The sequence below is a fragment of the Pedobacter suwonensis genome, assembly GCF_007833675.1.
GTDB classification, from domain to species: Bacteria; Bacteroidota; Bacteroidia; order Sphingobacteriales; family Sphingobacteriaceae; genus Pedobacter; species Pedobacter suwonensis.
This window is the reverse complement of the sequence record NZ_CP031708.1, coordinates 5230665-5244303: the sequence shown is the minus strand read 5'-3', so window position 1 is coordinate 5244303 and position 13639 is coordinate 5230665. Positions and strand designations below refer to the sequence as shown.

General features: G+C 40.7%; 11 protein-coding genes. 8 read left to right on the top strand and 3 right to left on the bottom strand.

Annotated elements, in window-relative coordinates; all coding sequences use genetic code 11:
- Positions 1-49: 49 nt before the first annotated feature.
- Genes bla through DV942_RS21555 form a run of 3 tightly spaced genes read right to left on the bottom strand, consistent with a single transcriptional unit; the run spans position 50 to position 2612 of the window.
- Positions 50-955 (bottom strand): class A beta-lactamase, subclass A2, encoded by a 906-nt coding sequence (bla, locus tag DV942_RS21565; RefSeq protein WP_145860957.1) that lies wholly within the window; start codon positions 953-955, stop codon positions 50-52.
- Between the two features lie 29 nt (positions 956-984).
- Entirely contained in the window at positions 985-1485 is a 501-nt protein-coding gene (locus DV942_RS21560) for a nuclear transport factor 2 family protein (RefSeq protein ID WP_145860954.1), read from the bottom strand.
- An 11-nt stretch (positions 1486-1496) separates the two neighbouring features.
- On the bottom strand, positions 1497-2612 hold the full coding sequence (locus DV942_RS21555) for an acyltransferase family protein (RefSeq protein ID WP_145860952.1): 1116 nt from the start codon (positions 2610-2612) through the stop codon (positions 1497-1499).
- A 183-nt stretch (positions 2613-2795) separates the two neighbouring features.
- On the opposite strand from DV942_RS21555, the gene DV942_RS21550 reads away from it, so the two are divergent.
- The 8 genes from DV942_RS21550 to DV942_RS21515 all read left to right on the top strand — a co-directional run bounded on the left by DV942_RS21550 (position 2796) and on the right by DV942_RS21515 (position 13639).
- On the top strand, positions 2796-3848 hold the full coding sequence (locus DV942_RS21550) for a sensor histidine kinase (RefSeq protein ID WP_222431130.1): 1053 nt from the start codon (positions 2796-2798) through the stop codon (positions 3846-3848).
- Positions 3845-4543 (top strand): LytR/AlgR family response regulator transcription factor, encoded by a 699-nt coding sequence (locus DV942_RS21545; RefSeq protein ID WP_145860948.1) that lies wholly within the window; start codon positions 3845-3847, stop codon positions 4541-4543. The genes DV942_RS21550 and DV942_RS21545 overlap by 4 nt, the downstream gene beginning before the upstream one ends.
- A gap of 235 nt (positions 4544-4778) precedes the next feature.
- Positions 4779-5336 carry an RNA polymerase sigma-70 factor gene (locus tag DV942_RS21540; RefSeq protein WP_145860946.1) on the top strand — a complete coding sequence of 186 codons (558 nt, stop codon included), beginning with the start codon at positions 4779-4781 and terminating at the stop codon, positions 5334-5336.
- A 93-nt stretch (positions 5337-5429) separates the two neighbouring features.
- Positions 5430-6455, top strand: coding sequence for a FecR family protein (locus DV942_RS21535; protein ID WP_145860944.1), 1026 nt, complete (start codon positions 5430-5432; stop codon positions 6453-6455).
- 97 nt (positions 6456-6552) lie between these two features.
- On the top strand, positions 6553-10005 hold the full coding sequence (locus DV942_RS21530) for a SusC/RagA family TonB-linked outer membrane protein (protein WP_145860942.1): 3453 nt from the start codon (positions 6553-6555) through the stop codon (positions 10003-10005).
- 11 nt (positions 10006-10016) lie between these two features.
- Positions 10017-11489, top strand: coding sequence for a SusD/RagB family nutrient-binding outer membrane lipoprotein (locus DV942_RS21525; protein WP_145860940.1), 1473 nt, complete (start codon positions 10017-10019; stop codon positions 11487-11489).
- Positions 11490-11519: 30 nt separating this feature from the next.
- A complete protein-coding gene (locus tag DV942_RS21520) occupies positions 11520-12809 on the top strand; it encodes a purple acid phosphatase family protein (RefSeq protein WP_145860938.1) in 1290 nt (429 codons plus the stop codon).
- Positions 12810-12811: 2 nt separating this feature from the next.
- Positions 12812-13639 carry a glycerophosphodiester phosphodiesterase family protein gene (locus tag DV942_RS21515; protein WP_145860936.1) on the top strand — a complete coding sequence of 276 codons (828 nt, stop codon included), beginning with the start codon at positions 12812-12814 and terminating at the stop codon, positions 13637-13639.

Genomic DNA, 13639 nt, shown 5'->3' with positions numbered 1-13639 from the left:
CTTACCAGCTTACGGATGGTTTATTTAAAATATTAAATTAGGTCTGACCTTATAACGATCTATTGCCATTAAAATATTCCCAGGCTTCTTTGTTAATATCAGCAATTATTTTCTCATTTGTTACTTCATTTTCTGTCGATTCCGTTACGAAGACACTTATGAAATAGTATGATCCATTTGGCAAAAATACGATCCCGATATCATTTACTGCTGCCGTTATACCTTGCTTATTTGTGCCTGACGAACCTGTTTTATGGGCTATAAGCGTATTCTTAGGGAGCAATCCTCTCAATCGATGCGCTCCTGTTTTGGTTTTACGCATCACTTTCCAAATGAAATGATGGCTTTTCTTTGAAAGGAGATTGTTTTTATTCATGTAAAAAAGTTCCAGGATGTTATTAGCTGCTTTGGGCGTGGTCCAGTTTTTAAATTGCGAATTCCAGTTGCCCTGTTGTTCCTCTTCATTTATTTTTATGGATACATCATGAATGCCGATGCTGTTACAGTACTTTTCAACAAATTCCGGACCTCCAATCATCCTCATTAAAATATCGCAACCTACATTATCACTTTGTGAAACGGTGTATGCTAAAATTTCAGATAATGGTAATATTACACCATCTGGATATCGATCACGAATAGGGCTATATAAATCCGGTAAAAGGTCTTTCTTACTGATTTTTATTTTTTGACCCAAACTGAATTTTCCTTTATCTACCTGAGATAGTACCGCCAGAGCAATATGGAATTTGAATACACTTTGTAAGGGGAAATGTTCATTTCCATTAATAGATAGGGCATCCCTTTCATTTGGCCCTTTAATGGCAATTCCTACTTTGGCATGCTTTGAAGCGATAATCTGTTGTATCTTATCATTAAGGACATGGCTTTGCCCAAAAACCTGATAGCAGGTGGTAAACAGCAAAAAAAGGCTAAGTTTGAAGGAATTCTTCATTTTTGTATCTTATTAATCATTATTATTTGCTAACGCGAATTTATGGGGAAAAATTTTGCGTTTTCGTAAGAATAAATAATGCTTACAATTTTCCATTTTCCGTCTGCTTTGATAAGGTGCCAGTATTCGCTTCCCCAATTGGTGACAATATTTTCTTCCCGGAATGAGTAATCGAAACTCACACTGGCAATCACATCATCATTAACGATCCTGATCTTATCAAATTTTTCTTCCTTGCGGCCTTTTTCCATGATGTAGTGGAAAAAATTTTGATATGTGTCTTTGAAGTAATTTTTGCGGTTCGAAGGATTAATTTCCAGACGTTTTTGCTGAGATCTGTTTTTCACAACACCAATCCAGACCACCGGGTTTTCATGGAACAGACTGTTAAAAGTAGCTGAATCTTTTTTAATGATGCTTTCTTTAAATTGCCAGACCACACGTTGGATTTCTTTTTTCTCTTCAGTGAAGTGCTGAGCTACAGCAAAATGAGACATCAGGATGAAGATGCTTAAACTAATTGTTTTCATAAATTAATTGTTTAGTAGTCGCGATTAAACCTGTTAAGGACTTTATTTTTGATGGTTGCAGATGGTTTTTCTATACAGTAGCGATAAACTAGGCCGGCAAGAATACAACAGGCAAAACAGATCAGCAATACAGTTGAATAGGATGCCGGAATTTTAATTCTTTCAAGAAACAACTGTACAAGATGGATGACAATTTTATGCGACAAATAAATCGCGTAAGACAAGGCTGCCAGTTGAGTAGTGATCATGTTGGATTTCTTACTAAGGAACGAAGTGGCCGAAATAGCTCCTGTTACCAGTATTCCGTAACTTACAGCTACCAGTGTAAATCCGAAGAGAGAGGCCTGCTGTGAATAGGCATCTCTGCAGAACCACAGCGAAAATGTAACGGCTGTTATGCCGGTAAAGACCATTAGATTTCCATTTCGATTGATCATCGCTTTGAATGTTGACGACTGAAACAGCACCCCAATCAGCACACCAATCACCAGCCCGTCCAACCTGGTATATGTAGGGTAATAGATATGCATATACCAGTCTTTCCAGAAAGCGGGCGTTTCCAGTTTCGGGAGAACATATTCACTCCAGGAAAAAACGCGCAGAAAAAAAGTAGAGATCAGCAGCAAAACAATTATGATTTTCAGATATTTCATTTGCTTCAATCTGATCAAAAACAGCAGCAAAACCGGTAGCGCCAAGTAAAATTGTTCTTCAATGCACAATGACCAGGCGTGAGAAAAGGTTCCCTGGTTAATCACATCCAAACCGAAATTCTGAGTAAAAGAAAGAAATTTCCACAAGGGTGGCAAAGCTTCCCTTTCCCTAAATACCGGAAAACAAAAATACAGTAACAGCGTGAACAAATATGGAGGAATGATCCTGAAAAACCGTTTGGTAAAGAAGGTTTTTAGCCGAATGGTCTGGTTTGCGCTAATTTCCTGGAAGAGCTGATTGGAAATTAAAAAACCACTTAATACAAAAAACAAATCAACTCCTGTCCATCCGATCCAACCGATAGTATCTACCCAGGCGGGATGCTTAAACATTCCATAATGATACAGGAATACCAGCAGGATCGCAACCGCCCGTAAATGATCTAACCCAACGAATTTTTCTTTTTCCATCATTTTTTTCTGCAATAATCTTACTATTTACCATGGGTATCAAGAGACGAATGCAGAAAGACCGCTTCTGCCTGCATACAACATTATTTGTTGTTCGAATGCCTGCTCCTGCAATTCATCACCAAAATGGATACATCTGAATCCTATCAGCACATACAAAGCTTTTTAGTAATATCTTTACGTTCTGTGAGCAAAATATCAAACGGCAAGTTAAGAAAGGAAATCAACTATCAAACCGGACTCTGGATTGCGCTATTTATTTTTGGAATATTCCGTAATTACGGCGAGCCTGAGCAGCCTGATTTCCGAGAAGTATTTTACTATGGTGTATGTCATTGGATCTTTCAGATCATCGGCGCCAACTGGATTTACTTCATTCTGATCCGCAGATTTTTCGAGGCTAAAAAATATTTTCATTTTATGCTCTACCTTGTTGCCGGGATGTACATTTTAGGTGTGTTAAATCGGCTTTTTATTGTATATGCTGCAGAACCTTTATTTTCAAACTATCCTCAAAACAGTATTTTCGATATTCTAACGGATGTTAAATATCTCCTGTTTCATTACATCCTGCCCATTATTTCCGGATCTTTCATTTTTGTTTCGATGATGTTTATGCTTCGGTACAGGGATGAAAAGCAAAATGCCCTGCAGCTTCAGAAAGAGAAATCGGAGCTTGAATTAAAAGCACTGAAGGCACAGCTGAATCCTCATTTCCTGTTTAACACCCTGAATAATATTTATTCATTATCCATCACCGGTTCAGATGCCGTGTCCAAATCCATCAGTCGGCTTTCAGACATCCTGGATTATATTCTTTATCACGGACAAAAAGAAATGGTACCAATTACAGCAGAAATGAAAATCGTTAAAGATTATATTGCACTTGAAATGCTGCGCTATGATGAACGCCTGAAACTTGAGATAGAAGAAAAAGTAGCATTTCCAGGCCTCATCCCACCTTTGCTGTATCTGTCTTTTGTAGAAAATGCCTTTAAACATGGTGCCGAAAAAACAAGTGGAAACGTAACCATCAGAATTTCGATTGAAACCCATGCAAACGCTTCGCTTTTCAGGATAGAAAATCAGTTCTTTGGGAAACATAAAAAACCAGGAACCGGAATAGGATTGGAAAATATCAGAAGACAACTCGATCTTTATTATCCGAATCAATATACATTAGCAATAGCGCAGGCAGATAATTGGTTTAAGGTAAATTTAATGACTCCAACAACATGATTAAATGTATTGTGATAGATGATGAGCCTTTGGCCGTTAGACTTTTGGAAAACCATATTTCAAAGATAGCGGAACTAAAGCTGGTAGCTACAGCAGCAAATGCACTCGAGGCTTATAGAATTTTACAAACGCAGGAAGTGGATCTGCTTTTTCTGGACATTCAGATGCCCGATCTCAACGGCATAGAATTTCTGAGGTCGCTGAATAAAAAGCCGTCTGTTATTTTTACCACCGCTTACCGGGAATTTGCCATCGAAGGCTTTGAACTTGAAGCGGTAGATTATCTGATGAAACCCATCACTTTCGAACGCTTTTTCAAATCTGTAGACAGGGTTCTTAGAAATGTAAAAAAGGAAAACGAAGATGATTTCTTGATTTTAAAGTCAGAGGGATTCAGCCGCAAGCTTTTGCTGAAAGATATTCTTTATTTTGAAAGCATCGGAAACGATATTAAGGCGGTGCTTCAGAACGAACTTTTCATGGTTTCTAAAATGTCAGTTTCGGAACTTGCAGTACATCTTCAGCCAAAAGGATTTTTAAGGATTCACCGGTCATTTATCATCAATCAGCATCAGGTAACTGCCATTAGCAACCAGGAGGTATTGATAGATAAAATAGCCATTCCGGTGGGTCGAAGTTTCCGTAAAACATTTGATGATTTTGCACGGCTTTTTTCGGCAAAGCGTTTGTTTTAAGCTTTTGAAACTGGATTTTCGTTTTTATAGGGAAAATGGCAAAACGCATGCTATCTGTACCATCCAAAGATTCGTTTTGTACGATCACCTGGTAATTGACTTGTCAGCACACTATTTAAAGCATAATTAGGCTAACTATCATCACGCTACTTTTAACCGCAAAATCATCTGGTTATTGTTAATATTCTGTTAATATGTGTATCGTTTTTGAATTTTAATTTTGTGGCCATAATTTATGCCCCAAAACACTATTGCCGGACTTAATGCTGATAATAACAAGAAGTTTGATGAAAAAACCTTCGAAGACCTTTATCGCCGCATGTACCCTACTTTAAAAAAATACGCCATTTATCTTGTCAAAGATGTAGAAGATGCTCAACTCATCTTAAATGATGTATTTATATCGATCTGGAAAAACGGCACTATCCTCAATAACGAAAAAGCATATCTCTTCCGGGCCGTTAAAAATGCTGCTACAAATTACCATAAGGCAGCCAAAGCCAATCTTTGGTACATCGATAGCGAAGAAGAGTTTTCTGAAATTATAGACGTGAAAGAAACCCCGTCGCAGGCTTTTCAGAACAAAGACCGTAACCGCGTACTTTACACGCTTATTGATCAGATGCCCGAACGCCGAAGGCTTATTTTTTACATGTACCGAATTGATGGATTTAGTTACAGGGAAATTGCAGTTTTACTGGACATATCAGTACGTACGGTTGAAGACCACCTGGTAAAAGGCTTTCAATTTCTTCAGCAAAAAGTATTAGAAAACAAGTCAGAATTCAGATAAAAACACCGCTTAATAATTTCTTAACGCAAAGTTAACTTTTTTGGGCCCGTAGGGCGCCTGTTATCCTTGTCCTATAAGCATAAAAGCATGTGAATGGATCAGGAAACGTGGAAATTAGTACTCGAATATTTAGCTGTAAAGGAAGATTTGAGCAGCAGCAAAGCTGAAATTGCATTGTTGGAAAAAAGGCTTAGGAACTGGGTAGATGAAGATGATGATCTTGAGGAGCAATTAGAAACGGTATTATTGCTATGGCAGGACACGGCTCAACTACCGGATGACGGATTGTGGAAGGAAAGTTTTGCCGGTATCAGAGAACAGATCAAGCAGGCTCCAGTCAGAAAGTTCAAACTATTAAAATGGTGGCCAGCGGCGACTGCTGCGGCAATTATCGGGGCACTAATCTTTTTTATTGCCGGAGATAAAAAGTTATTGACTTCCAAGCAAAATCAGGTTGTATGGACAACCAAAACTGCAGCGCCAGGTAAAATTATTAATGTATTACTTCCGGATAGTTCCGAGATCTGGTTAAACTCAGGGAGTAGCATCAGCTTTCCACAAAACCAGAAACATGCCGGCATCAGAATGGTCAAACTCAATGGAGAGGCTTTTTTTAAAGTAAAAAGAGACCCTGCTCATCCTTTTGTAGTAAAAAGCAACAATATCCAAACCAGGGTGCTGGGAACCAGTTTCAACATCCGGGCATGGAAAAATTACAGGCCTGAAGTAACTGTACTTACCGGAAAGGTAGCCGTTTCTAGAGATTCTGCAGGTACACAGTCAGCAGCTGTCCACCTTCTTCCAAATCAGAAAGTAACTTACGATACAAAACTGGCACTCCTGGTACGCGAAAATGTAGAAGATGCCAAAACATCAACTGAGTGGCGGACTGGTAAAATGTTTTTCAATAAAACGCCCATGGAAGATGTATTCCAGACCATATCAAGGAAATATGCCCTTAAAGTAGTTTCAGCCAGATCATTTGACAACTGTGAACTAACGGCAAAATTTGATAATGTAAGTATAAAAGAGGTGTTGCGCACACTGGAGCTTACATTCGATATCCAGTATACCATAAACAAACAGACTATTTATATAAAAGGAGGTAGATGTAATTAAACAACCAGTAAAAGATAGCTGCAGCATGTTGGCGCATGCCGCAGCTAAGAAATTTTAAATTTTATTTTAACCCATCAAGATTAAAACAAACAAAGTTATGAAAAAGTCCGCAGTGACTAGTCAATTAATTTTTAGCGCAATGCGTTTTTTTACCCTCATTTACATCATGCTCTCCACCATGCTCTTTGTAGGGCAGGCATCGCCGGTAAATGCACAACAATTAGACGTTAAAGTAAGTATCAATATCAAAAAGGGATCTTTAACGGAACTTTTTAAAACCATAGAAAAGAAAACCGGCCTATACTTTGTATACACCAACAAAGATGCCATAGAGAAACAAAACCTAAGTGGTTTTAAGGCAGAAAATGAAGCTGTAAGCGCTTTGCTCGACCGGATATTACCTCCTTTTCAGCTCAGCTACCTGATCGAGAAAAACCAGATCATCATCAAAAAATCAATACGAATTAAAGGTAAGGTAACTGACGAAAAAGGTATGCCACTGCCGGGAGTAAACGTAATTGAAAAAGGAAGTAACAATGCTACCAGCACCAACTTAAATGGAGAATTTAACCTGAACGTATTGAACAGTCAGTCCTTGCTGATCTTTAAAATGATCGGTTATCAGAGCAGGGAAATTGCACTAAAGGGTGAAACTGAACTTAACATTAACCTTTCCACTGACGAAACAGCACTCTCTGATGTAGTGGTTACCGCACTTGGTATTAAACGTGCCGAAAAGGCCCTGGGTTATTCGATCGCTACCGTAAAAGGAAGTGATGTTAATACAGTAAAAGAAGTAAATGTGATCAACTCACTGGCCGGAAAGGTGGCTGGTGTAAATGTGGTCAGCACAGGTGCTGATCCCGGATCAAGTTCATTTATCACCATCAGGGGGCAATCATCAATCGCAACCGACAACCAGCCTTTATTTGTGGTAGATGGTGTTCCGGTAGCACATTCCCTCCGGACAACATCAGAGGTTGGCCGTTCATCGGTTGATTACGGTAGCCCGATTGCGGATATCAGTCCGGATGATGTAGAAAGTATTACCATATTAAAGGGCGCAAGTGCTGCTGCATTGTATGGAAGCAGGGCCGGAAGTGGTGTGGTTTTGATTACCACAAAAAGTGGCCTGATAAACAAAAAGGGTTTAGGAATAAATTTTAATTCAAATGCCATGTACGATCAGGCATGGATGTTCCCACATTTTCAGCACACTTTTGGGGGAGGCGAATATACCGACGATCAGGCATCTTCCACCACATCTGCCTGGGGGCCGCGGCTTGATGTGGGTACCAAACACCTGCAATGGAACAGCCCCCTGGATGCCAGCGGGAAACCAATTGCTACCGATTGGGTATCGCATCCGAACAATCCGCAGGACTTCTATGAAACCGGTTCTACCTACACCAACAACATTTCCATTAGTGGCAAAAATGCAGATGGTAATTACCGTTTATCATACACCAACCTGAGCAATAAGGGGATTGTCCCCAATACCGATCTCAAAAGGAATACCCTTAACCTTTCGGCCACCTATGTGTTGCACCCCAAATTGAAAATTAGCACCAATATTGGTTATGTAAACAATAAAAGCGACAACCGGCCATCGGCTTACCGGGAAAGTGTAACACAGATGCTGTATTCACTTCCACCAAATATGAACATCAACGACCTGAAAAACTACTGGAAACCGGGAAGGGAAAACATCGAGCAGTTTTCAGCAGATGATTCTGACAACCCCTATTTCGTAGCTTACGAGCATACAAATGGCTACGACAGGAACCGCTTAACCGGGAATATACAGGTGGTTTACGATATTACCAAAAACTTAAGTTTAATGGCACGTACCGGGCTGGACATGTACAATGAAGAACATGAGACCAAACGCCCCTTCAGTTCAAAACGTTTTAAATTTGGCGGATATGGAGTCGATAATTCTTTCTTTAAGGAACAGAACACAGATTTTTTACTGAGTTATAAAAAACTGTTCAATCAGGATTGGTCTTTGAGTCTTTCTGCCGGAGGAAACCAAATGGATCAAACCAACCGGTTTACCGCGCAGAAAACAGAGAGCCTGAGTATTCCGGGTGTTTACAATATTGCCAATGCGCAGGCAGGTACCATCGTAAATTCGCAATATAATTCCCGCAAACGCATCAATAGTATTTATGGTCTTGGCCAGGTATCGTTCAAGGATATGGTTTTTCTTGATGTAACGGGCAGAAACGATTGGTCGAGCACACTTCCCGCCGGCAACAATTCGTACTTTTATCCTTCTGCATCGTTAAGCACCATTGTAACGGATGTGTTCACGATCAAATCAGATGTACTTTCTTTCCTTAAACTGAGGGCCAACTGGGCGCAGGTGGGCAGTGATACCGATCCTTACCAATTGTATAATACCATTCCCTTTAATCAGGATTGGGGCGATGTAAAAAGAGCCACCATTGAGTTTAACCTTAAAAACAACTTCCTGAAGCCTGAAATCGCCACATCATATGAGTTTGGCGGTGACATCCGCTTTTTCAAAAGCCGGGTAGGTGTCGATGTAACCTGGTACAAAACAAACAAAAGGAACCAGATCATCAACATCCCAACCACCATTGCGTCAGGTTCATCAAACCGGTTGATCAATGCCGGAAATATCCAGAACAGCGGATGGGAAATCGGATTAAATGCTGTTCCGTTTGATGGTGCCTTCAAATGGGAAACCAATGTAAACTTTACCAAAAATGAAAACAAGGTGATAGCGTTATCAGAAGGTTTAAAAGAATATTCGATGGGCAGTGCCGATGGAGACAACATTCGTTACCTGATTAAGGAAGGTACCAAAATCGGCGACTTCTACACTCCGAGTTATACCAAAGTAGCAAGCGGACCAAACGCGGGAGCAGCCTTGCTAGACAAAACCGGGCATTACATTCGCAACAATACCGAATACCTTAAAGTCGGAAACTATAACCCCGATTTTACCATGGGTTTCAACAATACCTTCAGTTACAAAAACTTTACCCTAAATGTACTTTTAGACTGGCGTAAGGGTGGCAATTTTTACTCTTACGTAGTAAAATCACTTATCAACGCGGGCTTAACCGATAACACACTGGTGGGCCGAGATGCAGAAACCGGAGGTTTACCATGGACGGATTCGCAGGGCAGAAAACGGAACGACGGAATGATTATTCCGGGCTTTATTGCAGATGCGAACGGAAACCTGACCCAAAACACGGTAGTTATCGCCGCTTCTGATTTTTATAACAATACCTACAACAAATACTATGAAAGGTTAACCTATTCGGCCTCCTTCCTGAAAATCAGGGAAGCCTCATTAACCTATGTATTCGATAAAAAACTGATCCGCAAACTGCCCATCAGCAACCTGTCACTATCGCTTATTGGCAGGAACCTGTATACCTGGACCGCCAATGGACTGGGTTATGATCCTGAAACGACCATGAGTGTTACCGAAGGCTTTAAACTGGGCGTAGGTCATTGGACACTTCCGGAAACACGCTCATTCGGTTTTAAATTAAGTTGTAACTTTTAACCTGTACAGAAATGAAATTCAAATATACAACGCTACTTTTCGCTATACTGGCTTTGATTACAAGCTGTACCAAAGATTTTGAAAAGATAAATACCAACCCCAATGCTCCTGAAACCACCAATACCGAATTTTTAATGTCAGACGTATTGGTTTCTACCGCTTACGCCTACCAGGAAAATGCTGTGAACCGACGGCCCGCCTCTGCAGCGCGCTACCTTACCCTGGTTCGAAATACCGGCTATGACCTGTTGGATTGGGGTCCGGTTGATTGGGACGATATTTACGCCCGCTTAGCCGTAAACAAAACCTTTATGGAAACTGCAAAAAAACGTTCTGAAAACCAGTACGTGGCCATCGGTAAAATTATGAAAGCTTTTAACTTTGGTTACCTTACCGATTTATATGGCGATATCCCCTATTCGCAGGCATTAAAATCGAAAGAGGCTAATATTATTTATCCTGAATACGATCAGCAGCAGGTCATTTATCCTGATCTGTTGAGGGAGCTAAGGGAAGCCAACGATATGCTAAAAGGCAACGTTCAGGAAATCAATGCCAAAGGCGATGTAATGTTTAAAGGTAAAGCGCTTGCCTGGCGCAAATTTGCCAATTCGTTACGTCTCCGGATGTTATTGCGGATCTCAAAAAATTATGCACCGGCATTTACCGAAATGCAGGAAATATTGAACGATAAAATAGCTTATCCTATCTTCGAAAGCAGTGCAGACAATGCGGAAGTAGCCTATCTGGGCAATATTGCAGCCTATAGCTGGCCGGGTGGACCTTTGGCGATGATCGATTTCGATTACCTGAAAACAAAAGCAAGCAAAGAACTGGCAGACAGACTGATACAAAGAAATGATCCAAGATTGACTGTCTGGGTAGAACCGGTAAAGAGTACCACCGGATCAACTGTTGATCTGAACCGCTATGTGGGAGTGCCTAATGCCATTGACGCACCTTCTGCCTATAACGGCGGTGAAGATCATGTTTCGGTTTTCTCTTCTGCTTTTTTCAGGAAAAATGGCGGTAGTTCAAATGCATTACTAAAAGCCAGCTTAATCACTTATACCGAGCAGTGCTTTATTTTGGCTGAGGCCGTACAAAAAGGAAAACTAAGCGTGAGTGGCGAAACTGCAGAATCGCTGTACTATAAAGGCATCAAAGAATCGATGAGCAGCTACGCTGTAAGTGCAACACAGGCCTATTATGATCAACCTTTGGTAAAATACGATGGCACACTTGAACAATTGATTACCCAAAAATGGCTCGCTATGCTGTTTAAAGGTGCTGAAGGATGGTTTGATCAGCGCCGTACCGGATACCCTGCCTTTGTAACAGGTCCCTTAGCAGCCGGGAGAGGCATTCCAAAACGTTATACCTACCCAGATTCGGAAAGTGCAAAAAACCGTGTTAACTATCAAAAAGCCGTTTCCGTTTTTGGTGCCGACAATCAGTATACCTTAATGTGGTACCTAAAATAAATCAATTCCTTTACTACTGAATAAAATAATATGAAATTATATATCAAATCTTTCTCTTTTTTATTTACACTCTCTGTTTTGGCCATTGGCGTGAAAACACATGCCCAGGATTTTAAACCCGGGCATTTTCCCGATCGCGTAGTTTTAACATGGGCCGGAGATCCTGCTACAAGCCAAACCGTAAACTGGCGTACCGATACCACTATTAAAGCCTCAAAAGCCCAGATCAAAGCTGAAGATTCCAATCCGGCGCTTGAACAATCAATTACGGGTTACGATGCCATTTCTACTTTACTTGGAAGCGGAAATAATTACGAAATTGCAAGCTATCATCACGTTACCTTTACCAACCTTAAACCTGCGACGGTTTATGCTTACCGGGTTGGCTCTGGTGAATATTGGAGCGAGTGGTTCCAGTTTACCACTGCAGCAGTTAAAAGCACTCCATTTTCATTCATTTACCTTGGCGATGCACAGAACGACATCCGTTCAAAATGGTCGAGAGTAATCCGTAAAGCATTTTCCCACCAGCCTGATGCCAGATTTATCATCCATGCCGGCGACTTGATCAATCGTTCCAATAACGACCAGGAATGGGGCGAATGGCATTATGGAGGTGGTTTCATCAATGGTATGATTCCCAGCATCCCCTCCCCCGGAAACCATGAATATGTACGCGATGACAAAAGAAAACTGGTGCTTGACCCACATTGGGGCGTACAGTACACTTTTGCCGGCAATGGCCCAAAAGGTCTCGAAGAATCGGTTTATTATGTCGATTATCAGGACATGAGGATCATTTCCCTTGATTCGCAAATGATTATATTGGACGAAGCTTCGGCCAAAGCTGAATATGAGTGGCTCGAAAAAGTATTAAAAGAAAATACCAAGCTATGGACGGTAATTACCTTTCACCATCCCATTTTTTCGACAGCAAAGAGCAGGGATAACAAGGAATTCAGAGATCGGTTTAAACCCTTATTTGATAAATACCATATTGATCTTGTACTGCAGGGCCATGACCACACATACAGCCGTGGCCAAAACCTGCCAAGGGGACTATCGGGAAGGGAAGTGAGCGGACCGGTTTATCTGGTTTCGGTTGCAGGCCCTAAAATGTACAAAGTAGATGGAGCAAAATGGATGGATGTATCTTTAGAAAACACCCAGCTGTTCCAGGTTATCCATGTTGACGGGCCAAACCTTAAATTTGAGGCCTATAAAACCTCTGGCGAGCTTTTCGATGCTTTCTCCTTAAAAAAATCTGACAGAAACAGCGCAGCAGCATTCACAGATATGAACCCTACACAAAATCCCTAGTCATGAGCATAAATATAACACCGGTTTTACTGGCCATCTTATTTAGCTGCCTCTGTATACCGGTATTCTCACAACATGCAATGAGGCCATTACCGAAATCAAAAAATGCTTTTATTGTGATTGCCCACCGTGGTAGTCATTTAATCAAACCAGAAAATACAATAGCTTCCATTACGGAGGCTATTGCACTGGGTGCAGATTATGTGGAACTTGATCTGCGTACGACAAAAGACGGGCACCTGGTACTTTTGCATAACGACCGTGTAGACGGTTTAAGTAATGGAAAAGGACAAATAAAAGACCTTGATTTTGAAGCGGCAAGACAACTTATTTTTAAAGGAAAAGACAGTAGTTTACACCGTATTGCCAGCTTTAAGGAGGCATTAAAGGCTTGCAAAGGAAAAATAAATATCTATCTGGATTTTAAAGCAGCTGAAGCAGAGAAAGCATATAAGGCCATTAAAAAGGCAGGTATGAAGTACAATGTATTGGTTTATGTAAGTAGCCATAGCGACTACCTTTCCTGGCGGAAAACAGCACCCGAAATGCCTTTAATGTCTCGTTTGGATAATACCATCACAACCGAAAAAGCCCTGATGCAAGCAATGTCAAAAGCCCCCTTGGAGGCGATTGACAATGCCCCTAATGAAACATTACTTCCAGTTCTAAAAACCATGGGCATCAGTATTTTTATGGATGTACAAAAAGCAAATGAAACACCCGATGATTGGATGAAAGCAATAAAATCAGGCATTCAGGGATTACAGACCGATCACCCGAAGTTGCTAATTGACTATCTTTGGGAGCACAAAATAAGAGATAGGACATAA

Bases quoted from the DNA above. Each gene is read 5' to 3' on its own strand.
- bla (WP_145860957.1), bottom strand. From the start codon at position 955: ATGAAGAATTCCTTCAAACTTAGCCTTTTTTTGCTGTTTACCACCTGC.
- DV942_RS21560 (WP_145860954.1), bottom strand. From the start codon at position 1,485: ATGAAAACAATTAGTTTAAGCATCTTCATCCTGATGTCTCATTTTGCT.
- DV942_RS21555 (WP_145860952.1), bottom strand. From the start codon at position 2,612: ATGATGGAAAAAGAAAAATTCGTTGGGTTAGATCATTTACGGGCGGTT.
- DV942_RS21545 (WP_145860948.1), top strand. From the start codon at position 3,845: ATGATTAAATGTATTGTGATAGATGATGAGCCTTTGGCCGTTAGACTT.
- DV942_RS21540 (WP_145860946.1), top strand. From the start codon at position 4,779: ATGCCCCAAAACACTATTGCCGGACTTAATGCTGATAATAACAAGAAG.
- DV942_RS21535 (WP_145860944.1), top strand. From the start codon at position 5,430: ATGGATCAGGAAACGTGGAAATTAGTACTCGAATATTTAGCTGTAAAG.
- DV942_RS21530 (WP_145860942.1), top strand. From the start codon at position 6,553: ATGAAAAAGTCCGCAGTGACTAGTCAATTAATTTTTAGCGCAATGCGT.
- DV942_RS21525 (WP_145860940.1), top strand. From the start codon at position 10,017: ATGAAATTCAAATATACAACGCTACTTTTCGCTATACTGGCTTTGATT.
- DV942_RS21520 (WP_145860938.1), top strand. From the start codon at position 11,520: ATGAAATTATATATCAAATCTTTCTCTTTTTTATTTACACTCTCTGTT.
- DV942_RS21515 (WP_145860936.1), top strand. From the start codon at position 12,812: ATGAGCATAAATATAACACCGGTTTTACTGGCCATCTTATTTAGCTGC.